Annotated in this window: 19 protein-coding genes; 10 read left to right on the top strand and 9 right to left on the bottom strand. The window is 64.4% G+C overall.

Annotated features, from left to right (window positions below):
• Positions 1 to 426 precede the first annotated feature (426 nt).
• From ACQY4S_RS23320 to ACQY4S_RS23300, 5 genes are all read left to right on the top strand, one after another.
• The gene (locus tag ACQY4S_RS23320; RefSeq protein ID WP_428487580.1) at positions 427 to 1,275 is read left to right on the top strand and encodes a cytochrome c oxidase subunit 3; all 849 of its coding nucleotides are present in this window, start codon (positions 427 to 429) and stop codon (positions 1,273 to 1,275) included.
• Positions 1,262 to 1,645: a DUF983 domain-containing protein gene (locus tag ACQY4S_RS23315; RefSeq protein WP_428487579.1), complete on the top strand. Its 384-nt coding sequence runs from the start codon at positions 1,262 to 1,264 to the stop codon at positions 1,643 to 1,645. The genes ACQY4S_RS23320 and ACQY4S_RS23315 overlap by 14 nt, the downstream gene beginning before the upstream one ends.
• On the top strand, positions 1,642 to 2,334 hold the full coding sequence (locus ACQY4S_RS23310; RefSeq protein WP_428487578.1) for an SURF1 family protein: 693 nt from the start codon (positions 1,642 to 1,644) through the stop codon (positions 2,332 to 2,334). The genes ACQY4S_RS23315 and ACQY4S_RS23310 overlap by 4 nt, the downstream gene beginning before the upstream one ends.
• Entirely contained in the window at positions 2,331 to 3,833 is a 1,503-nt protein-coding gene (locus ACQY4S_RS23305) for a carboxypeptidase M32 (protein ID WP_428487577.1), read from the top strand. Before ACQY4S_RS23310 ends, ACQY4S_RS23305 begins: the two co-directional genes overlap by 4 nt.
• A gap of 254 nt (positions 3,834 to 4,087) precedes the next feature.
• Positions 4,088 to 5,629, top strand: coding sequence for a Do family serine endopeptidase (locus ACQY4S_RS23300; protein WP_428487576.1), 1,542 nt, complete (start codon positions 4,088 to 4,090; stop codon positions 5,627 to 5,629).
• A 392-nt stretch (positions 5,630 to 6,021) separates the two neighbouring features.
• Here ACQY4S_RS23300 and ACQY4S_RS23295 read toward each other — a convergent pair whose 3' ends face one another.
• Positions 6,022 to 6,927, bottom strand: a complete 906-nt coding sequence (locus ACQY4S_RS23295) for a LysR family transcriptional regulator (protein WP_428487575.1) — start codon at positions 6,925 to 6,927, stop codon at positions 6,022 to 6,024.
• 118 nt (positions 6,928 to 7,045) lie between these two features.
• Between ACQY4S_RS23295 and ACQY4S_RS23290 the strand changes: the two genes are divergently transcribed.
• Positions 7,046 to 7,477 (top strand): DoxX family protein, encoded by a 432-nt coding sequence (locus ACQY4S_RS23290; protein ID WP_428487574.1) that lies wholly within the window; start codon positions 7,046 to 7,048, stop codon positions 7,475 to 7,477.
• 44 nt (positions 7,478 to 7,521) lie between these two features.
• Positions 7,522 to 8,394, top strand: a complete 873-nt coding sequence (locus ACQY4S_RS23285) for an NmrA family NAD(P)-binding protein (RefSeq protein WP_428487573.1) — start codon at positions 7,522 to 7,524, stop codon at positions 8,392 to 8,394.
• Between the two features lie 304 nt (positions 8,395 to 8,698).
• Here the strand turns inward: ACQY4S_RS23285 and ACQY4S_RS23280 are convergent, their stop codons facing one another.
• The 4 genes from ACQY4S_RS23280 to ACQY4S_RS23265 all read right to left on the bottom strand — a co-directional run bounded on the left by ACQY4S_RS23280 (position 8,699) and on the right by ACQY4S_RS23265 (position 14,603).
• Positions 8,699 to 10,441, bottom strand: coding sequence for an IS1634 family transposase (locus ACQY4S_RS23280; RefSeq protein ID WP_428483124.1), 1,743 nt, complete (start codon positions 10,439 to 10,441; stop codon positions 8,699 to 8,701).
• 122 nt (positions 10,442 to 10,563) lie between these two features.
• Entirely contained in the window at positions 10,564 to 11,448 is an 885-nt protein-coding gene (locus ACQY4S_RS23275; protein WP_428487572.1) for a 50S ribosomal protein L11 methyltransferase, read from the bottom strand.
• A gap of 90 nt (positions 11,449 to 11,538) precedes the next feature.
• Positions 11,539 to 13,743: an ATP-dependent helicase gene (locus ACQY4S_RS23270; protein WP_428487571.1), complete on the bottom strand. Its 2,205-nt coding sequence runs from the start codon at positions 13,741 to 13,743 to the stop codon at positions 11,539 to 11,541.
• Between the two features lie 197 nt (positions 13,744 to 13,940).
• On the bottom strand, positions 13,941 to 14,603 hold the full coding sequence (locus tag ACQY4S_RS23265; protein ID WP_428488485.1) for an MlaA family lipoprotein: 663 nt from the start codon (positions 14,601 to 14,603) through the stop codon (positions 13,941 to 13,943).
• Between ACQY4S_RS23265 and ACQY4S_RS23260 the strand changes: the two genes are divergently transcribed.
• Positions 14,505 to 14,702, top strand: a complete 198-nt coding sequence (locus ACQY4S_RS23260; protein ID WP_428488522.1) for a hypothetical protein — start codon at positions 14,505 to 14,507, stop codon at positions 14,700 to 14,702. The two genes, ACQY4S_RS23265 and ACQY4S_RS23260, sit on opposite strands and share 99 nt — an antisense overlap.
• A gap of 365 nt (positions 14,703 to 15,067) precedes the next feature.
• Here ACQY4S_RS23260 and ACQY4S_RS23255 read toward each other — a convergent pair whose 3' ends face one another.
• The 4 genes from ACQY4S_RS23255 to ACQY4S_RS23240 are packed head-to-tail and all read right to left on the bottom strand — an operon-like array spanning position 15,068 to position 18,139.
• Positions 15,068 to 15,418 carry a hypothetical protein gene (locus tag ACQY4S_RS23255; RefSeq protein WP_428487570.1) on the bottom strand — a complete coding sequence of 117 codons (351 nt, stop codon included), beginning with the start codon at positions 15,416 to 15,418 and terminating at the stop codon, positions 15,068 to 15,070.
• Positions 15,415 to 16,218: an alpha/beta fold hydrolase gene (locus tag ACQY4S_RS23250; RefSeq protein WP_428487569.1), complete on the bottom strand. Its 804-nt coding sequence runs from the start codon at positions 16,216 to 16,218 to the stop codon at positions 15,415 to 15,417. The genes ACQY4S_RS23255 and ACQY4S_RS23250 overlap by 4 nt, the downstream gene beginning before the upstream one ends.
• Positions 16,215 to 17,393 carry an LLM class flavin-dependent oxidoreductase gene (locus tag ACQY4S_RS23245; protein WP_428487568.1) on the bottom strand — a complete coding sequence of 393 codons (1,179 nt, stop codon included), beginning with the start codon at positions 17,391 to 17,393 and terminating at the stop codon, positions 16,215 to 16,217. The genes ACQY4S_RS23250 and ACQY4S_RS23245 overlap by 4 nt, the downstream gene beginning before the upstream one ends.
• A gap of 5 nt (positions 17,394 to 17,398) precedes the next feature.
• Positions 17,399 to 18,139 carry a dienelactone hydrolase family protein gene (locus ACQY4S_RS23240; protein WP_428487567.1) on the bottom strand — a complete coding sequence of 247 codons (741 nt, stop codon included), beginning with the start codon at positions 18,137 to 18,139 and terminating at the stop codon, positions 17,399 to 17,401.
• A gap of 151 nt (positions 18,140 to 18,290) precedes the next feature.
• On the opposite strand from ACQY4S_RS23240, the gene ACQY4S_RS23235 reads away from it, so the two are divergent.
• Together ACQY4S_RS23235 and pepN are read left to right on the top strand one after the other, a co-directional pair.
• Complete coding sequence (locus ACQY4S_RS23235) at positions 18,291 to 19,175, top strand: HpcH/HpaI aldolase/citrate lyase family protein (protein ID WP_428487566.1); 885 nt, start codon at positions 18,291 to 18,293, stop codon at positions 19,173 to 19,175.
• Positions 19,176 to 19,220: 45 nt separating this feature from the next.
• Positions 19,221 to 21,863: an aminopeptidase N gene (pepN, locus tag ACQY4S_RS23230; protein WP_428487565.1), complete on the top strand. Its 2,643-nt coding sequence runs from the start codon at positions 19,221 to 19,223 to the stop codon at positions 21,861 to 21,863.
• Positions 21,864 to 21,870 lie beyond the last annotated feature (7 nt).

Below are 21,870 nucleotides of genomic sequence, written 5' to 3'. Positions count from 1 at the left end.
GCAGGTTCCGGTCACGGTCCACAGAGCCGAGCCGGCCAGGATCAGCACGCCCAGCGCGGACATAACGCCATCAGACAGCGTCAACGTCCCGTGCAGCGTATAGTCAAAGCCGCTCCAGCCGCGACATCCCGCTCGATCCAGGCTTGCGCCGCTGCTGGGGGCCCGACATCGGCCCCCAGCACGGCAAGGCGAAGCGGAACGTTCAAAGCAAGTGAATCATGCGATCAGATAAATGATAGAGCGCGCTGACTGTTTACAGTCAGCCCGGAAGCGCGCCAATGCCGGCGCGTCCAGCCTCGACGGCGGCTGCAACAAGCCATCTTCAACCGTCGCCCCTTGAACTCGGTCGGGTTTTAGCGTTTATGCGCCTGCCGAAGCCGAGGGTCTCCTTGGGGCGGTTTACCTGGCAGTTGATATGGACATGGCATGAGCAGTGACGCGCACGGTGCACCGGTTCCGGTGATCTCCGGTATAAAGCAACCGTATTATCTGCCTGACCCCAGCCCATGGCCGATCATTGGGGCGATTGGCGGTTTTCTGACCGTCCTTGGCATCATCCTGGCGGCGCATTTCGGCAACTACGTCGTGCTGGTGCTGGGGGCGTTGACCATCCTGTCCACCATGTTCTTCTGGTGGCGCGATGTTCTGCGGGAAGGCCGTGTTGCGGGCGCCCACAGCGCCATCGTGCGGCTTGGCCTGCGCTACGGCATGACCCTGTTCATCGCCAGCGAGGTGATGTTCTTCGTCGGCTTCTTCTGGGCCTATTTCAATTTTCTCATCTTCCCGGATACCCAGGGGAACGGCCAAACGGTCTGGCCGCCAACGAACGTGCATACGTTTGATCCGTTCCACCTGCCGATCCTGAACACGATGATCCTGCTGTTGTCGGGCACCACCGTGACCTGGGCGCACCATTGTCTGCTGGACGGCAACCGCAAGGGCTTGATCCAGGGCCTGGGTTTGACCATTCTACTTGGCCTTAGTTTCACCCTGTGCCAGGTGGTCGAGTATTCGCACGCCCCCTTCAAGTTCAGCGGCGGCGGTGTCTACTCGTCCACCTTCTTCCTCGCCACTGGCTTCCATGGCTTCCACGTGATTGTCGGCACCTGCTTCCTGATCGTCTGCTGGTTCCGCGCCCGCGCCGGCCAACTGACGCCGGAGCGGCATTTCGGGCTGGAGGCGGCTGCCTGGTATTGGCATTTCGTCGATGTCGTCTGGTTGTTCCTTTTCGTCTGCATCTACTGGTACGGCGCCGGCCAGATTGCCGTCGAATAATCCCGGACCGGCGCCCGACAGCAAGGCGTCCTTCCTTCTGACCACCCTGCGCTGCCGATGCCCGCGATGCGGCATCGGTCGCCTGTACAAGAACTTGCTGGAGATCCGGCCGGCCTGCGGATCATGCGGACTGGACTTTCGGCAGGTCGATACCGGTGACGGCGCCGCCGCCGGCGTGATCATGGTGCTGGGCGCCTTCATTGTCGCGCTGGCATTCTGGGTGGAGTTTCGCTTCAATCCGCCGCTTTGGGTTCACGCCATTCTCTGGCCCGTTGTGACGATCCCGCTGGCGATCTGGCTGATCCGGCTGGCAAAAGCAGCGCTGATCGCGCAGCAGTATCGTTATCGTTCATCCGAGATGGGCCTGTGAAGCCGGCCAGACGACGGTTCCTGATCCCCGGCGTCACCGTCGTGGTCATGCTGGCGATGCTGATCGGCCTGGGCACCTGGCAGGTCTATCGATTGCACTGGAAGGAAAGGATCATGGCGCGGATCGCCGTGGCCGAAGCCGCGCCGCCCATCCCGTTGCAACCCGATCCCCAGCCCTACACCAAGATCGCCGTGACCGGCCGCTTTCGCTATGACCTCGCCGCCCAGTTCGGCGCCGAGGTGCGCGACACAAGCGCCGGACCCACGATGGGCAACTATCAGATCGTGCCGCTGGAGCGCGCCGACGCGCCGCCGATCCTGGTCGATCGCGGCTGGGTGCCGCAGATGCGGCAGGCGCCGCTGGATGATCCGCCCGGACAGGTTACCGTCGCCGGCTATGTTCGTCCGACTGAAAAGCCGCATTGGTTCAGTCCGGTGGACGACCTGGCGACACGGCAGTTCTATACGCTCGACACCGCTACCATCGCCATGGCACTGAGGTTGCCGGCGCCGCTGCCATTCACGCTCATCGCCCTGGGACCGGCGTCCTCGATCGAGTACCCGGTCCCTGCGCAGACACTGCCGCGACCGCCGAACAATCACCTGACCTACGCGATCACGTGGTATGGGCTGGCGGTCGCGCTGATTGTCATCTTCATTGTCTGGGCACGAAAGCCTTCCCGCACATGACCCCTTACGATCGCCTGGCCGAACGCTTCCGCCGGATCGCCCTAATCGGCGAATGCGCCTCCCTGCTCGGCTGGGATGCCTCCGCTGTCATGCCGCTTGGCGGCGGTCCGGCGCGTGGCGACCAGCTTGCCCTGCTCGCCGGCCTCGGCCACCAGCACCTGACCGCACCCGAGATCGAACAGGATCTGGCGGCAGCGGAGACGGCCGACCCGGGGGGCGACCCGGGGGGCGACCCGTGGGACAACGCCAATCTGCGGCTGATGCGACACGCCTATGTCCGCGCCAAGGCCGTGCCGGAGGACCTGGTGGTCGCCCAGGCGAAGGCCAATGCCACCTGCGAGAAGGTCTGGCGGATCGCACGCCAAAGCGCCGACTTCGCTCAGGTGGCGCCCTATCTGGCCGAGGTCGTGCACCTGACCCGCGAGACCGCCGCGAACCTGGCGCCGGCGCTGGGGCTGTCGCCTTATGACGCGCTGATGGACGGCTATCAGCCTGGCATCAGGGCCGAGGATGTGGCGCCCGTCTTCGCCGCCTATGAAGCCTTCCTGGCAACCGCCTTGCCGGAAGCGGAAGCGCGTCAGGCGCGCCAAGCCGAACCGGTACGGCCAGCCGGCCGGTTTCCGGTCGCGGCGCAGGAGAGCTTGTGCCGGTCGATCGCGGAACGGCTTGGCCTCAACTTCAACCATGCCCGACTGGATCAGTCGGCGCATCCGTTTTCCGGCGGCACGCCGACGGATGTCCGGATCACCACCCGATATGACGAAGCGGACTTCGCCGGCGCGCTGATGGGCGTGATCCACGAAACCGGCCATGCCTTGTATGAGCAGGGCCTGCCGACGCGGTATGCAAGGCTGCCGGTGGGCGAGGCGGCGGGCATGGCGATGCATGAAAGCCAGTCGTTGATCTTCGAGATGCAGGCCTGCCGGTCGGATGTCTTCCTCGGCTGGATGGGCGGCCGGCTGCGCGATGCGTTCGGTGGCGATCCGGCGCCTTACCGGCCGGAAAACCTGGGGCGTGCCCTGCGCCGGGTGCGGCGCAGCTTCATCCGTGTCGATGCGGATGAGATGACCTATCCGGCCCATGTGATCCTGCGCTTCCGGCTGGAGCGCGCGCTGATCGACGGCCAACTGAGTGTCCGCGACCTGCCCGGTGCCTGGAATGAGGCGCTTCAGGCCTTGTTGGGAATCACGCCGCCCGACGACGCGCAGGGCTGCCTGCAGGACATCCACTGGTATGACGGCGCGTTCGGCTACTTCCCCAGCTATACGCTGGGCGCGATGGCCGCGGCGCAGTTGATGATGGCGGCGCGGGCGCAGGTGGACGCGCTGGATGACGCGCTTGGCCAGGGTAATCTGTCACCGTTACTGGGTTGGCTGCGCCAGCACGTGCACAGCGTCGGCAGCCGGCTGACATTCAATGAGATTCTACAACAGTCGACGGGGCGGGTGCTGGATCCATCGGCGTTTCAGGCGCATTTGCGAAAGCGATATCTGGAATAGCGGGCGTGTCGGCCGCGCGTGCTTGGACAAACGAGCCTTTTCGCCATTGCCATGGGCGCTGCGTAGCCGGTTGTTCCTCAACAGGCCTGCGTACCTGACCAAGCCGTAACCTGCATGACTCGAGTTTAATTGCTCCGCCTAGAGAACAGTCACCTCCGCATCCGTATCTGATGATCGTCTTTCGTGCGGTCCAATCGGACCACCCTGCACCGAATTCATACACCAATCCAGTGACAAGCGACGGAGATGCGAACATGGACACAAAAACCGAACTCCCTTCAACACGACGTTCCGCGGTGCGGCCGTGGCGCCGCGCTGCCTTGGCGGCGACCTTGCTAGGTGGCACCAGCCTGGGCGGCCTGGCCCTCGGCCACACCGCCTGGGCCGATGATGTCACGCCGGTCAACCCGCCCGGCACGCAGGTTCAGCCGCACACGCTGCCTGATTTCACCAGCCTGGTCACGCAGGTGAAGCCCGCGGTTGTCTCCATCACCACGAAGTTCCGTGCGACGCCGGCGGCGCTGGAAGAGGACCAGGATGGGCAGGGCCAGGGGCAGGGGATGCCGCAGTTGCCCTTTCCGTTCAGCCAGATGATCCCGCACGGCCAGCAACAGACTCCCCACGCTGTCGAGGCACGTGGTTCCGGATTCATTATCAACGCCAACGGCACGATCGTTACCAACAACCACGTGGTGAAGGACGCGAAGAGCGTCAGTGTTACTTTGGATGATGGCACCGAATTGCCGGCCAAGATTATTGGCCGTGACCCGAGGACCGACATCGCCGTCCTCAAGGTCAATGCAAGCAAGCCGCTGCCATACATCCAGCTCGGCAATTCGCGTGACGTCAAGCCGGGTGAGTGGGTGGTCGCGATGGGCAACCCGTTTGGCCTGGGCGGCACCGTGACCGCCGGCATCGTCTCGGCCGTCAGCCGCGACATTGGCGACGGCCCGTATGACCAGTTCATCCAGGTGGACGCGCCGATCAACCAGGGCAACTCCGGCGGACCGCTGTTCACCCAGGACGGCAAGGTCATCGGCATGAACACGGCGATCCTGTCGCCGACGGGCGGCTCGGTCGGTATCGGGTTCGCCATTCCGTCCGACATGATCCGCACCGTGTCGGCCGAACTGCAGGAGGACGGCAAGGTTGTGCGTGGCTATGTCGGGGTCGAGGCGCAGCAGATCACGGCTCCCACCGCGAAGGCGCTGCACCTGGCCAACACGTCCGGCGCGCTGCTGGCCGGCGTGCAGCCCGACAGTCCCGCCGCCGCGGCTGGCCTGCAGCCGGGCGACGTGATCGAGTCGGTGAATGGCACCAAGATCGCCAATCCGCGCGAGCTCGCGGTGAACGTCGCCAGCATTCAGCCGGGTGATCAGGCGCATCTGTCCGTCCTGCACGACGGCCAGAGCAAGGACATGACGGTCAAGGTCGGCACGATGCCGAACGAGCAGACCGCCAGCAACGACGCCCAGGCCAATCCGCATCATGCTGAACTGGGTCTGGCGCTGGCGCCGCTGTCACCAGACATGCGCAACCAGCTTGATGTGCCGGATGGCACGAATGGCGCGGTGGTGCAGCGTGTGCGTCCTGGCTCACCGGCGGACGCAGCCGGTCTGCAGCCTGGGGATGTCATCGTTGGCGTTGGCATGCACGCGGTGAAGTCCCCGGCCGAGGCGGCAACGGCGATGCGCGGCGCCCTGTCCGGCAGCGATCACGCGTTGGCCCTGCGGGTGATCCGCAATGGTCAGCCGGTGTTCGTGGGTGTGACGGTGGATCCAAACAGCCAGGGCTGATCTGGATTGGCGGACAAAACTGCTGTGCTTAATGGTGCGGCTGCCTCATTTGCTGATCGCACTTCGAAAGAACTAGCTATTATGTCGGGGCGTGGAGGCGAAAGCCTCCACGCGTCGGCTGTTAACGATCGCGAACAACCTTGCTCATGTTAATGAATGGCACCAGCCTGGGTGAAGGCAGGATCCGCACTGGGATAGATCTACGGCGTAGTGGGCGCCTAGCCCGCGGCGCCAATAATCAGCAATGGGCGGACTTGGGGTCCGGTAGCAACAGACCCGAGCGTTTGATTCAGATACACCCACAGTGTCGCATTCTGTTGGACCGCCGCCCGCCGCCAGCAGATATGCCTTCACCATGGTAATTTCGAGAGCCGGACGAAGCGGTCCGTTTGCTATTCCACGTAGGGCGAAAGCACATCTTCGATCCATTTCATGAATGCGCGGACTCGGCGCGACAGGTTGCGCCGATGCGCCACTACCAGGGAGACGACGAGCGGCTTGTGCTGAAAATCGGGTAGGATCTCTATCAACGCTCCACTCTCCAAGTAACGGCCGATCGCCAACAGTGGTGCCTGAATCAAGCCAATACCGGCGACACCAGCGGCTTCGTAGGTCTGTACGCTGTTAACGTGCAGCGCACCTCGCAACTGAAGCGTCGCATAGCTGTCACCGTGCGGATACTCCCATCCATAGGGTTTTGCGCCGAGCGTCCTCGCGAAATGAATTGCCCGATGTTCCTGATGCTGCAGATCTTCTAGCGATCGAGGGACGCCATAGCGCGCCAGGTAGGCAGGACTGGCAGCGTTGACCATGCGCAACTTGCCCAGCGGGCGGGCGATCAGCGTCTCGTCCCCAATAGGTCCAAGTCGCAATACGCAGTCAAACCCCTCTTGAACCAGATCAACTTGCCGATCCGTACTCGACACCTCCAGCTCCAACTCGGGATAAGTCGCCATGAAAGCCGGCAAGGCCGGCACGATAGTCGTGCGCGCCAGCTCGCTCGGCAGGTCAACCCGCAAGCGCCCGCGAAGTGCCACTCGATCGCCTGCGAACATTGAGTGCAGGTCATCAACGTCAGCAAGCAGATCGCGGGCACGTGCATGAAACACCCGTCCGTCTTCCGTCAACTGCACGCTGCGCGTGGTCCGGTGCAGGAGTCTGACGCCGACATCTTCTTCCAGCTTCCGGACTGCCATTGAGGCCCTTCCCTTTTGAAGGCCCAGGCTATCGGCTGCGCGGGTGAAGCTCCCCATTTCCGCTACCGTTATGAAAATGCGGATGGGTTCGAGATTTTGCATTTTCGTACTTCGGTATTGTTCACCGCAGAGAGAACAGTGAGTTCGGTTTCCCGGTGTTTATCATACCTAAGAGGCACAGTAAGTCTTGAGAATGAGAACCCCTATAGGAGAACGACAAGTGTCCGAAACCATGAGCCTACATCAGGTGCCTGAAACCATGAAGCTGCATCGCGCCCTGTGGGCCGGCCGGATGATGAGCGCGTTCGTCGTTGTCGCTCTGGTGGCAGATGGAACTATTCAGCTTCTCGCGCCGGCACGGATCGCGAGCATGTTGCAGGAAACCGGGTTCACGATGGACCTGACCCGCATCGTGGGTCCGATAATACTCGCCTGCGCCATCCTTTATGCCATTCCGGCCACCTCCGCCCTAGGCGCGATCCTGGTGACTGGTTTTCTGGGAGGCGCGATCTGCGCCCATGTCCGCATCGGTGAGTTGGGATCGCAGCCGGAACTTGTTTCGCTGCTTCTGGGCGCGATGACATGGGGCGGCCTCTATCTGCGCGATCCCCGTATCCGGGCCGTTCTGCCAGTTCTGCCACTCGTCCATTGAACCAACAGGGCATTGTTAGGTCCCTAAAGCTCAGGAGAAGACGCATGTTTTTGGTAACGGGAATCACGGGGAAGGTGGGCGGCGCAACTGCGAAACACCTATTGGCGCACGGCACGAAAGTGCGCGCGCTGGTCCGCAACCGCGAGAAGGCGGCGAACTGGGCAAGCCAGGGCGTGGAACTGGTAGACGGTGATTGGAATGACTCAGCGGCCATCGAGCGGGCGCTCAAAGACGTTGAAGGTGCGTTTGTCATGTTGCCTTCTGTATGGGCACCCTCGCCTGACTACAAAGAAGCAAAGGGCGTGATTGCAAACTATATGGAGGCGCTGACCAAGGCAGCGCCGCCGCGGGTAGTCGCACTCTCGTCAATGGGAGCGAACAGGATCAGCGGGCTCGGGATGATCACGGCCTTGGCGCTTCTGGAGCAAGGTTTTTGCAGCCTGACAACCCCAATCGCACTTGTGCGCGCAGGCGGCTTCTTCGAAAACTTCCTTTACGGCTTGCAGGTCGCCCAGGGCGGAACGCTGCCGGTCTACTACAATCCGACAAACCGGAAATCGACCATGGTCGCGACGAACGACATCGGCGCGGAGGTCGCAACCCTTCTGACCAGACCAGCCTGGTCAGGGCAGCGCGTCATCGAGCTTGGTTCGATGGTCAGCGCGGATGAAGTCGCGGAGCAATTGGGTGAAGTCCTGAAGCTCGACGTGAAAGCCTTTGCAGTCCCGCGTGCAGGGTGGGCTGAAGCGTTCGAGCAGTTCGGCATCCCGAAGGGCCACACCGAGCCCGCCGAAGAAATGTTCGAGGCCGTGAACGCAGGATGGATGGACCTCGGAGTCGGGGGCACTGAGCACGTCGCGGGGACGACGCGCGCACGCGAGATCTTCGCGGCGGCCCAGCAGGTCGTCACGGCGTGATCCTGCACCCTTGGCATCAGGCCTGAAAGCGGGAGAACTTGTCCGCTTCCCACAAATGAGGGCGATTACCGCCATGGACCAGGTGCAGAAAACCAACGTTTGATGCACGAGCCGGAGAACGGTCGTCTCTTGCGACAGCATAGGGCTTCGGCGCGTATCAACTCGTGCATCTATCTGCCGCCAGCAAACTTACCTAGCATCGAGTTTATGCTGAAGCGAACTTTCGGGTCCGTTGCTAGCCTGAACTTTACCGTCTTTTCGACGTAAGTCATTGATCCGACTCCGGACCCCACCTGCTTGCTGTCTACGCTGCCGTCAATTCGACCCCCAACAGACTGAGTGCGCGGCGCTGTATCGGCGTTGCGGTGGTCTGAACGGTAAGCATCTTCTGCCCTGCGAAGCAGACGGTGTTTCGGGCCAATGTTGCCAGATCGCCCAGCAGGGTGCGGAAGCTGTGCACCGGCTGGAGCTCGCCGCTAGCGTCCACCACGCGCTGCGTCGAGGCCTTGCGATAAGCCGCCTTGGAGACCTTGGCCTTGGCCACTGGCGACGTCCGCTCTGCTTCGGCCGACGCGCGGTCATGATCGTCGAACAACATCGGCGCCAGCGGCTGGCGCATATGCCACTCCAGGTAATACGCCAGCATGCACAGCAGGACATGCGCGCGTACCCGCGGCGCGGTCCAATGGAACACCGGCCGCAGGTCCAGATCGACGCTCTTGAGGCAGCGGAACGCGCGCTCTACCTGGGCCAAGGCTTTGTAGGCCCGCACGGTCCCGGCGGTATCGATCTGCTTGGCGGGGAGGTTGGTGCGCAGCACGTAAAAGCCATCGAACCTGGCTTCATCGGCGATCGCTTCGGCCTTGCGCGTGAAGTCAAATGCGGCGTCGGTGATGGTCAACGCGAAATGCTTGGCCATCTTGCGTTTGCCCAGGAGAGCGCCGACCGCGCGGCCGATGTCCCCAGCCCCGCGCAGAGGGTTCTTCGCGCGCGTCACCCGGGCCTGGATCTTGCTCAGGTCGGCCTCGGTCAGCGCCAGTAACGCGTCACGCTTGCGTTGGCGTTCCGCCGCCAGCAGCGGGTTCTGGCACACCACCAGCCGTTCGTCGGGATAATCCGGGCTGCTGATCTCAGCCATATCGCGGGTGTCGAACAGGGAGAATTGCAGCTGTCCGCCTTCCGCCAGTTGCCGGATCGCCGGGGCACGCAGCGCGGTGATCCAGTCTAGGCCGGCGGGGCGGAGGGCTTGTTCGATCCGTGCGGCGGTGAGCATGCCGCGGTCGCCGACCATCACCACGTGGCGCAGCCGCAAGCGCTGCTTCAGCTTGCTGATCTGCGCCGCGACGGTGGCCGGGTCGGCGGTGTTTCCCTCGAACACCTCGACCGCCACGGGGCAACCATCCGCGGCACACAGCAGGCCGATCACCAGTTGCGGCCGATCGCCACGGCTGTCGCGGCTGTAACCGTGGTGGGCCAGCGGACAGCAGCGGCCCTCGAGGTAGGTGGAGGTGACGTCGTAGAGCACCAGCGCGCCGTTCTTCAGATGGCGGCGGGCGAGTTGGTTTTCGATGAAGGCCTGCTCGCTGCCGAGCCAGTCGAGGGTGGTGTAGATTTCGCCGGCGGTAACGCAGCCAAGGCCGAGGCTTTCACCCAGCGAGTGGCTGGCGGTGGCGCTGTCGAGCATGCGCGCTGTCGCCAGCTTCGCCGCCGGGTCGAGCAGTCTGGCGACGATCAGCGCCAGCGCCAGGTCACGGCGGCGCGGCGGGGCGCGGCGCGGCAGCAGATCGTCGAGGCCGATGCGCCGTGCCACGCTCAGCGCCGCAAGCACGTGGCCATGCGGCAGCGAGCGGCGGATCTCGAAGCCGTTGTCACCAACCGGGGCGAGCGGGTCGCCACGCAGGGCAGCACGCAGAGTCTCGATGCGCTCGACCGGCAGCTTGGAGAGGTTGGCCAGCGTGCGGTTCTTGACCTTGCCGTCCTCGCGATAGGTTTGGCGCAGGAGGAAGGACGGTTTGGCGTTACGGTTTGGGACCTTGGCGATGTGCATGAGGCATAGAATCAAACCGGTTCGGCCTGTGTCAAGGAGAAATTCGCCAAATGCTTGACTACGTTCGTGGCACGTTTCCTTGGTAATCAACCGGATGGCTCAAAAACACAGCAAAGTTCGGGCTAGCGGACCCCCGACTTGCGCAGCACGATCGTGGTCCAGGTTCCCTGCGGGATCAGCCGCTCCAGGCGCAGGCCCTGGCGACGATGCGCGGCCAGCACCCAGCGTACCTGGTTGGCGAGCAACCCGGCCAGGATCGCCGTCCCGCCGAAGGCCAGGTTCGACGCCAGATCCTTCGCCATGGCGCAGAGCGGCCGAGCGAGAATGTTGGCGAAGATCAGGTCATACGGACCGCGGACGGATGGGTCGTGCCAGCCATTCGCCAGGAGCGGCCGCACCAGATGGGAAAGCCCATTCTGAGCCGCGTTCTCCCGCGCGACCCGGATCGACCATGGCTCGATATCGGTTGCGAGCACCGGACGGTGCAGCAGCGCGGCGGCGGCCATTGCCAGGATGCCGGACCCAGTCCCCAGATCCAGGATGCGGCGCGGACGCCGGCGAGCGACCGCTTCCAGCGCCAGCAGGCAGCCGCGGGTCGAGCCATGCTCCCCGGAGCCGAAGGCGACGCCGGCATCCAGAACAAGGCTGATCCGAGCGGGCTTTGGTGGTCCGGCCAGATGAGTGCCACGCACGGCGAAGCGGCGGCCGATCAGTTGTTCGGGAAATGACGCGTAGCTATGGGCCAGCCAGCCATCCGCCGGTGTCGGAACATGTGCCACTTCAGCCGATATTCCGGTGACCGCGGCGGCCAAGGCAATGGATGCAGCCAGTTCGGCATCCTTGACGCCAATTCGCTTGACACCCTCTAGCCGCCAGTCGCCGGTTTCGTCGTCACGGAAGAAGCCGACGGTTTCGCAGGCACTGATCAGCGCCGCCTCGAACGTTTCCAGAGCTGCCTCCGGCACGGTGACGGCAACAGTCTCCAGCGGCATCGTGTGGCGCGGCATCAGGGCCGTCCTGTAACAAATCGCTGATAAGTGGCCCCGCCAAGCGGCCCTTCGCCGATGTTCCGAGCTCTGCGGCCGCAAAGCGCGGCATCAGACGCGTTCAACGAACCGATCCAGCACGCGCTTGTCGCCGGACGTCTCGAAACGCACGTCGAGCTTGTCATCGTCCGCCGCGGTGACAGTGCCGTAGCCGAACTTGGTGTGGAACACCCGGGCGCCGATCGGGATCTGGTCGGCACGGGCGGGGCGGGACGGCTGCTCCCACACGTCGATCACGCGCGGGCGGCGGGCGACCAGCGGGAATTGGCCGGTGAACGACGTGGCGGCGGCAATCCGGTTGTCGCGGGCCAGGGCGGCGGAGCCGGTATGCTCGATGTGTTCCGTCGGCAGTTCGTCCAGGAAGCGACTGGGAACGCTGGCCTGCCAGTTGGCGTAGATGCGGCGGTTGGAGGCGTGGCTGACGATCGCCCGCCGGCGCGCCCGCGTCAGGCCTACATAGGCCAGGCGGCGTTCCTCCTCCAAGCCCTTGTTGCCGCTTTCATCCATCGATCGCTGATTGGGGAAGATGCCTTCCTCCCAGCCCGGCAGGAAAACCGTATCGAATTCCAGGCCCTTGGCGCCGTGCAGGGTCATCAGGCTGACCCGGTCGGTCTCCGCGCGCTCCTCATTTTCCATCACCAGGGAGACGTGATCGAGGAAGCCGCTCAGGGTTTCGAAGTCGGCCAGGGCGCGGACCAGTTCCTTCAGGTTCTCCAGCCGACCGGGGGCTTCGGCGGATTTGTCCTGCTTCCACATCTCGGTGTAGCCGCTTTCATCCAGCAGGGTGGCGACGGTGACGACGTGACCGTCCACGTCAAGCATCTGCCGCCAGCGGGCGAAGCCGCGCAGTAGGGTGCCGATGGCCTCCTTCACCCTGCCCTTGAGGCCGCCATTTTCCAACAGGTGCCCGGCCGCGGCGGCGAGCGGAACGCCCAACGAGCGGGACGCCTCGTGCATCGCGCGCAAGGCCGCATCGCCGACGCCGCGGCGTGGCACGTTGACGATGCGCTCGAACGCCAGATCGTCGGCTGGCTGCACCGTGGCGCGCATATAGGCGATGGCGTCACGGATCTCCGCCCGTTCATAGAAGCGCAGACCGCCGACGACGCGATAGGGCACGCCGAGGGTGATCAACCGCTCCTCGAAGCTGCGGGTCTGGTAGCCGGCGCGGACCAGGATGGCGATCTCCGCCAACGGGTGGCCGTCGTGCCGCAACCGCTCGATCCGGTCGCCGACCATGCGGCCTTCCTCGTCGGAGTCCCACAGGCCGACGACGGTGACCTTCTCGCCGGTCTGCGCGTCCTGCCGGCCAGGACGCAGCGTTTTGCCCAGGCGCCCCTCGTTGTGCGCGATCAGGCCGGAGGCGGCGGCCAGGATCGGCGCGGTGGACCGGTAATTCGATTCCAGCCGGACGATGCGGGCATTCTCGAAGTCCTTCTCGAAGCGCAGGATGTTCTCCACCTCCGCGCCGCGCCAGGAGTAGATCGACTGGTCGTCGTCGCCGACGCAACAGATGTTGCGGTGACCCTGGGCGAGAAGCCGCAGCCAGAGATACTGCACCAGATTGGTGTCCTGATACTCGTCCACCAGAATGTAGCGGAAGCGGCGGTGATAGTCGGCGAGGATGTCCGGCTGGCTGCGCAGGATTTCGGTCATATGCAGCAGCAGGTCGCCGAAATCGGCAGCGTTCAGGGTGCGCAGGCGGGCCTGGTAGGCTTCGTACAGCGCGCGGGCGCGGCCGTTGGCGAAATCGGTATCCTCATTCGCGCTGACGCGTTCCGGCGTCAGGCCGCGGTCCTTCCAGCGCTGGATCACCGACATCAGCGCCGGCGGCACCCAGCGCTTGATATCCACCCGCGCGGCCTCCATCACCTGCTTGAGCAGGCGAAGCTGGTCGTCGCTGTCCAGGATGGTGAAGTTCGATGCCAGCCCGACATGCTCGGCATGGCGGCGCAGCATACGGGCGCACAAGGCGTGGAAGGTGCCGAGCCAGAGGCCTTCCGCAGGGGAGCCGAGGATGGCGGCGACCCGGTCGCGCATTTCGCGCGCCGCCTTGTTGGTGAAGGTGACGGCCAGCACCTGATTGGGAAACGCCCGCTGGGTCAGCAGGATGTGGGCGAAGCGCGTCGTCAGGACGCGGGTCTTGCCGGTGCCGGCGCCGGCCAGCACCAGCAGCGGGCCATCAACGGTTTCGACGGCGGCGCGCTGCTCCGGGTTGAGGCGGGTCAGGTAGTCGGGGGCTGCGGTGATGGACACGCGATGAACATAGGCTAGATCCAGGGCGGCTGAAACCTCATGATCGTCGAGCCCGCATCGCCGCGCCTGATTTTCCTGTCAGCAAAGTCATCTGTGTTCGGTCGTCGGGGTTCATCAAGGGCGGGACTTGCTCGCAGTCTTGTGGGGTAGCCAAGCTTGACGCCATCCGCGCCACGCCGGCATCCAGGCGTGCCGCTTCATGGCGCGCCCGGCGTGCCGGTCACGCCCAATCCCGGCTCCTGGGTTTCGGAACCGCCCGGCACCCGCCCCTGCACCTTGCCCTGCCTGCCCTCTTGCACGAGGGCAGCGCGTCGTTGCGCGCTGATGCTGCGAAGTGTCGCATAGTAGTCCAGCGAGTTCTTTTCAAGCGAGTCCGTTGTGCCCAGCAGCCGACTCCGCGTGTCCAGAGCCCCGCCGCCGGCCCCGGCGATGGTGACTGTCGAGACTGCTCCGCCTGGAACATAACTTAGCGGATTGGCGACAAAGCCCAGTACGCCGCCCACGGAGTCGCGGACGTTGGATGGTCCGAGCAGCGGCAACTGCACGGCGGGTCCTGGGCCGATGCCCCACACCCCAAAGGTCTGACCAAAGTCGGCCTCGTGATGGGGCAGTCCCCAGCCGCCCGCCACATCGAAAATCCCGATGCCTCCGGCAGTGGTATTCACCACGAACCTCCGCGTGGTGTTCCAGGCGCGGCTTACATTCCCCTGCAGCAGGTCGTTTACGAGTACCACGGGTTCCCCAAGGTTTGTTACGAAATTATGGACGCCATGCTGCACCCTGTTTGGCACGTTGTTCTTGTAAGCCGTGGCAACGGGTTTGATGACATTATGGTCAACTGCTTGATTGGCGCTGAACACGGCGCGATTGGTTGGTTCGGCCGGATCATTGATGCGCTGATAATCGGCGCGGGCCGCCGGATCGGATGGAACTTGAGCACACCCAGCGATCGCGATTAGTACCGTTACTGCACCGACATGGCGAAGTGGGTTCATGGTTCAAGCCTCCAGGGACAGCATTGGGCAAGGGGAAAGTTAAGGCAGGATCGGGCGAGATGAAATCCTCATGCCATCGTCGCTGAGTGCCTTTGATTCCAAGCCGCGCTGCTTGGTTTGGACGACTGGAATGCCAGTCACGCGTCAAGTCGTCCGCTTCAATGTAGGTTATGGATAGTGCGACCGTTCGCTCTAATTATATCTGCGCCGGATCCTGCGTCAAGCCTCGTTAGACCGATCAATCTATCTTTTATTGGGCTCGGTCGGATAAGTTGCAATCCATCGGAGTGCAGTACTTAAACGACGTCAAATCTTGGCGGGCCTGACCCTCACACGCCGCCGCCGAAGATCGCTCCGCGGACGTCGAGCACCGCCGCATCGTCGGCCGCCGCGGCGGTTTTGGTCGGGCCGGAGGCCTGGCGCACGCTGAACGGAGTGTCGCGGACCTCCCAGAACAAGCCCTGCCCCCAGATCGCGACACCGCCACCGTGGTCGTCGGGATACCAGCCATCGTGCACTGGCACGGTCGGCCAGCCGGCGGCGCGGGCGGCATCCAGATCGCCTGCGCAGAAGCAATCGATCCGGCCAGCACTGTCAGTCACGATCGCCGGCGTGCGGCGAACCATTCGGACATCCAGGTCCGGCACCTGCCCTTGCTCGGTTCTGACAATGAACATCATGCGTCGAGAAACCGTTCTGTCCTGTCCATGAAAGCCTCAGGCTGTTCCAGTTCCGGGTGATGGCCGGTGTGCGGGATGGTGTCGAACACCGCGCCGGGGATCAGGCTGGCGTAGCGCCTGCCATAATCCGGCGTGACGATCCCGTCGTTGTCGCCCCACAGCACGAGCGTGCGCGCCCGGATGCGATGCAGCCAGTGTTTCAGTTGCGGGTTGAACATGTGCGGCCGCCACGCGTACAGACACAGCGCGTCCCAGTTGCGCGCAAGGGCGACCATGTCGGCATCGCTCATCGCGTCGTCGATCGTGGCTTGCCAGCCCAGGCCGTAGATCCCGGGCGGTCGGCGCGCCGGGTCGTGCCAGGCCAGCCGGTTCAGTTCGGCGGGCGGCGTGTTGAAGATGTGTACGATGTCACGGTCCTCCCGCCCACCCAGCTTGATGCCGACGGGATCGACCAGGATCAGGCGGTCTAGCCTGGGATGGCCGGTGACGGCGAGTTCCGCTGCGATCCAGCCGCCAAAGCCGAACCCGATGACAACGACTTTCTCGTCCGGCAGGCTGTCCAGCAGGTCCAGGTACAGGTTCACCAGGTCGTACATCGTGTCGAAGTCGGAGGGCCGCGGCGATGTAGCGAACCCCGGGTGCGACGGCGCGATGACCCGCCGGTGCTCCGCCAGCCTGGCCAGGAACGGTGCCTTGGCGCTGATCGGGTTGATGCCGTGGATCAGCAGGACAGGCGTCGTGCCGGCATCCACGGGACCGGCCTCGAGCACCTCCAGCGTATGCGGACCAAACCGCCTCATTCCGCGGCTGTGGAAAAATCTTGCTGATCCACCGGCGGCAAATCCTGCAGTTGCGGCAGCACCTCGTTCGCCGCGAGCCTGAAGCTTTTCATCGCTTCCGCGTGAGTGACCAGCCCCTGACGCGTCATCATGATGATGCGTCCGACGCCGCCGACGCGCTGGCGGAACGCCTTGATCTGTTTCACCACGGTGTCGGGGTTGCCGGCGAACATCTGGCCCTGGGCGACCAGGCTCTCGACCGTCAGGTTCGTCGGCCGCTTTGATGCGCCAGTACGCCAGGCGGCCGGCGCCATTTCCGGCGCGATCTGGCCTGGCTGGAATTTTGACATCTGTGGCGGGCTTTTCATGCTGACGGTCAGGAACCAGGGAATTTTCTGGCCGATCCGGTATGCCTCCTCATCGGTGTCACCGACGAAGCAGAATGCCATGTAGGAGAAGCGGTCCTCCCCCGGCGCCGCCAGGCCGGCGGTGCGGCGCGCCTGCTTGTAGGTGTCGAACGCCTGCTTCGTGCGGTCGTAGCCGCCGAACAGCAGGGTGTTGACGAAGCCCCTTCGTCCGAGTTCCGCACAGGTCGGCATGTCGCTGGTGGCGGCCCAAAACTCCGGCCGAGGCTGCTGATACGGCCGCGGCCAGACGTTGACGTGGGGATGGGTGAAGAACTTGCCCTCCCAACTGAACGGGCCGTCGTGGCTGGTCAGCGATTTCTCGATCAGGTCGATCGCTTCCCACTCGCGCTCGCGGATGCGCATCGGATTGGCATCGCCGGACACCATTTCCGTCGCACCCGACTTGACGAAGCCGATATCGAGCCGCCCGCGCGATATCACGTCGATCGTCGCATACTCGGTGGCGACGCGCACCGGATCGGGGCGCACGGTGATCAGCGTGCCCAGCGACAGGATACGAACCTTCCGGGTCAGGCGGGCAACGATGCCGGTGATCACCGGGCTGGCCGCCCAAAGATTGTTGATGCCGGAATGATGCTCGTTGGTGACGATGTTCAGGCCGATGTCGTCGCAGAGCTGGTATTCCTCGAACACCTCGTCATACAGGCGGGCGGCGATCTCTGGGTCGCAATAGCGGCTGGGCAGGCTGGCGCGTACGGAGGGGGCGGCGTCGAGCACCTCGGCCGGGACGAACGGGTAGGGGTTCTCGCAGTGGTTCCACAATTCCATGGCGGTTATCCTAAACAGCGGCGATACAGCGCGATCAGGCGTTCCCAGTGGCGTTCCGCGGCTGGCCTGTCGTAGCACCAGCGCTGCGGGAAGGCGAAGCCGTGATGAACCCCTTGATACATTTCCAGTTCACCGCGGTTGCCCGACTTTTCCAACAGCGCCTTCAGTTCGGCCACCATCGGCAGCGGCGCCAGTTCGTCATGTTCGGCGCAGGCAATATAGAGTTCGCCCTTGGCTTTCGCCAGGTTCAGGTGCGGGCTTTCCGCGTTTTCGCTGACCAGCCAGGTGCCATAGAACGACGCCGCGGCGGCGATGCGGTCGGGATAGCGGGCGGCGGCGGCAAGGCAATACGGGCCGCTCATGCAGTAGCCATGCGTACCGACGGGACCGGCCTTCGCGCCGGGCTGGGACTCCAGGAACGCCAGCATGTCGGCGATGTCCTCCATCACCGGCGGGATCGTCATCCTGGTTCGGACCGCGCGCATCCGTGCCTGCTCGGTGCTGCCCTTGGTCGTGACCTCTGGGCCGAATTTCGTATCGCGGCCGGCGCGGTAGTACAGGTTCGGCAGCACCACATAGTAGCCGACCGTGGCGAGGCGGCGGGCCATGTCATACAGTTCCTCACGGATACCGGGCGCATCCATCAGCATCAGCACGGCGGGATGCGCGCCGTTGCGCTCGGGGTGGCAGATGAAGGTCTCCATCGTCCCGGCGCGGGTCGTGATGTCGCGGATGTCCTCGATCATGGTGCGGTTTCTCCCCGGCGTTGATGGAATGGTTTCATGCCAGGCGGCGACAGGCAAGATACGCCAGGTCAACCGGACCGCCGACCGGCGGATTGCGCCCCGCCATTGGTCCGCCCAAACTCAGCACGAGATACCGAAGGGAGATCACGACATGTGGCCCATCCGATCCGCGTTGTTCGTACCCGCCCATCGCCGCGACTGGGTGGCGAAGGCGATCCGTGTGTCTCCCGGCGCCGTCGTGCTGGACATCGAGGATTCGGTACCGCCGCAGTTCAAGCCGCAGGCGATGGACCACTTGAAAAGCGAGATCGCCGAACTGCGCGAGGCCGGCGTCGGCGCCTTCGTCCGCATCCAGCCGCTGCATGATGGCACGGTGGCGGAAATCGCCGCCGCGGTCACCGATGGCTTGACCGCGATCGTCCCGCCGAAGGTCGCCAGCCCGGACGAAATCCGCCGCCTGCACGATCTGTTAAGCTACGCGGAGGGACGCGCCAGCGTCGCCCACGGCAGCGTCGGGATTCTGCCGCTGCCGGAAACGGCGCAGGGAATGTATGACGCATACGGGCTCGCCAGGGCGAGCACGCGGGTGCGCGGGATTCACGGCGCGCTCAGCGGTCCGGTATCCGGCGACTTCGCCCGCGCCTTCGGCTTCCGGGCAACGGCGGGCGGCGAGGAACAACTGTATCTCGCATCCAAGATGGTGCTGGACAGCCGAGCCGGCGGGGCGATGTATCCGATCGCGGGGATTTTCGGCACGCCGCAGGACGATCTGCCGGCGGTGGAAAAGCTGATCCGACGAGCGCGCGACATCGGCTATACCGGCGTGGCGGTGATGCATCCAACCCATGTGCCGATCGCCAACGCGGTGTTCCGTCCCACGCCGGAGGAGGTCGCCTACTTCACCGGCCTGCTGGCGGCCTTCGAAGCCGCGGAGAAAGCTGGCCTAGGCGCGGTCAGCTACCAGGGGGCCATGGTGGATTACGCCATGCTGCCCCTGGCGCGGGAGGTACTCGCGGAAGCCGCGCGAAATCGATAGCGTTCGACCCAGCAGCCGTATTCACATTTGTATGCCGGAGAAACCATGCCAGCCGACGCCATCAGCACCGACGCCACGCCGCGGGAAATCAGGCTGGCGGACTACACGCCGCCGGCGTTCCTGATCGATACGGTCGATCTGACGTTTGAACTCGACGCGGCCGCGACGCGGGTTGTCTCGCGGATGTCCGTCCGCCGCAATCCCGCGGCGCCGGCCGATGCGCCGCTGCACCTGGATGGGGAGGCGCTGACGCTTGTCGGGCTGCGACGCGACGGGATGGCCTTGCCACAGGACCATTATAGCCAGATTGCCGGCGGCCTGGTGATCCCTGACATGCCCGCGACCTGCGTGCTGGAGGTCGTGACCCGCATCGCGCCGAAGGACAACACGGAATTCACCGGACTTTATCTCTCCGGCGGCAACTACTTTACCCAGTGCGAGGCGCAGGGCTTTCGTCGCATCACGTTTTTCGCCGACCGGCCGGATGTGATGTCGCGCTACACGACGACCATCGTTGCCGACAAGATGACGTGCCCGGTGATGTTGTCGAACGGCAACCCTGGCCCGGTGAAAGACCTCGGCAACGGACAGCAGACTGTCACGTGGACCGATCCGCATCCGAAGCCGTGCTATCTGTTCGCGCTGGTGGCGGGCGATCTGGTCTCGGTGAAGGATGGCTTCACCACGCGATCCGGCCGGCATGTCGATCTGGGCATCTATGTCCGCCGCGGCGACGAGGGCCGCTGCTTGCATGCCATGCAGGCGTTGAAGACCTCGATGACCTGGGACGAAGACGTCTTCGGCCTGGAATACGACCTGGACGTGTTCAACATCGCCGCCGTGTCCGACTTCAACATGGGCGCCATGGAGAACAAGGGCCTCAACGTCTTCAACACCAAATACGTTCTGGCTCGGCCGGAAACCGCGACGGATGGCGATTACGAGGGCATAGAATCCGTCATCGCGCACGAATACTTCCATAACTGGACCGGCAACCGTGTCACCTGCCGGGACTGGTTTCAGCTATCGCTGAAGGAAGGGCTGACGGTCTATCGCGATCAGGAGTTCTCCGCCGACCAGGGCAGCCGCGCGGTCAAGCGGATCGGCGATGTCCGCGCCCTGCGCGCCGCGCAGTTCCGCGAGGATAATGGTCCGCTGGCACATCCGGTGCAGCCGGCCAGCTACCTGGCGATCGACAATTTCTACACGGCGACCGTCTACAACAAGGGTGCCGAGGTCATCCGCATGATGGCCACCATCGTCGGCCGCGAGGCGTTCCGTCGTGGCATGGATCTATATTTCGTCCGGCACGACAACAGCGCCGTCACGATCGACGATTTCGTGCAGGCGATGCAGGACGCGTCCGGCATCGACCTCGGCGACTTCAAGCTGTGGTACCATCAGGCCGGCACGCCGGACGTCAGCATCGAGGACACCTACGATGCGGCGGCGAAGCGCTATTCGCTGACGATCCGGCAGACCACGCCGCCGACGCCGGGCCAGCCGGACAAGCAGCCGCTGGTCATCCCGGTGGCGATGGGACTGCTCGACGGCAACGGGCAGGACCTGTCCACCCGCCTGGATGGCGAACCGGCGGCCACAGCCGGCCCGCGGGTGCTGCTGGCGAAGGCCGCGGAAACCCGGTTCGAGTTCGTTGATGTCGCCAGCCCCCCGGTGCCGTCGCTGCTGCGCGGGTTCTCGGCGCCGGTGAAGCTGTCCGGCATCGCCCCGGAGCGTCTGCGCTTCCTGGCGGCGCACGATAGCGATCCGTTCGTGCGCTGGGATTCGGCGCAGCAATACGCCGCATCCGTGCTGCTGAACATGGTGGCGGAGATCCAGCAGGGCCATACTCCGGCGGTCGATCCCGCGCTGATCGAGGCGGCGGCCTCGACCCTGGACCAGGCGCCGGCTTTCGCGGCCGAGGCGCTGGTGCTGCCGGGGGAGGCGACGCTCGCCGACAGGATGACGGTGGTCGATGTCGATGCCATCCATGCCGCCCGCGACATGGCGCGCGCCGCCATCGGGCAGGCGCTGGCCGATCGGTTGCGGGCGACCTACGACCGGCTGACGGATAGCGGGGCATACCGGATCGACGGTGCCTCGATCGGGGCGCGCTCGCTGCGTAACACCTGCCTGGCGTATCTGGTGGCGGGCGACGCCGCCGCGGTCGGCCTGGCCAAGGCACAGTTCGACGCCGGACAGAACATGACGGACGTGCTGGCCGCGCTGGCGGTGCTGTCGGCGGTGGAGTCGGTGGAACGCTCCGATGCGCTGGCAGCGTTCTACGCCGCCTGGCGTGGCGATCCGCTGGTGCTGGACAAGTGGTTTGCCATCCAGGCGCTGTCGCCGCTGGCGGGAACCGTCGCGGCGGTCGCGGCATTGAAGGCGCATGCCGACTTCGATATGCGCAATCCCAACCGAGTGCGTGCGTTGATCAGCAGCTTTGCCGGCAATCAGGTGCGGTTTCATGACGCATCCGGTGCCGGCTATCGGCTGTACGCCGATACGATCATTGAACTCGACCCGACGAACGGACAGGTCGCGGCGCGGATGGTGTCGCCGCTTGGGCAATGGAGACGGTTCGACCCCAGCCGGCAGTCGCGCATGAAGGCGGAACTGCGGCGCATTCTGGACAGGCCGAACCTGTCACCGAACACGTTCGAGATGGCATCAAAGAGCCTTGGGTGAAAGCAGG

This window comes from Rhodopila sp. (genome assembly GCF_965276935.1).
Classification (GTDB): Bacteria; Pseudomonadota; Alphaproteobacteria; order Acetobacterales; family Acetobacteraceae; genus Rhodopila.
This window is presented reverse-complemented; position numbering and strand designations above follow the sequence as displayed.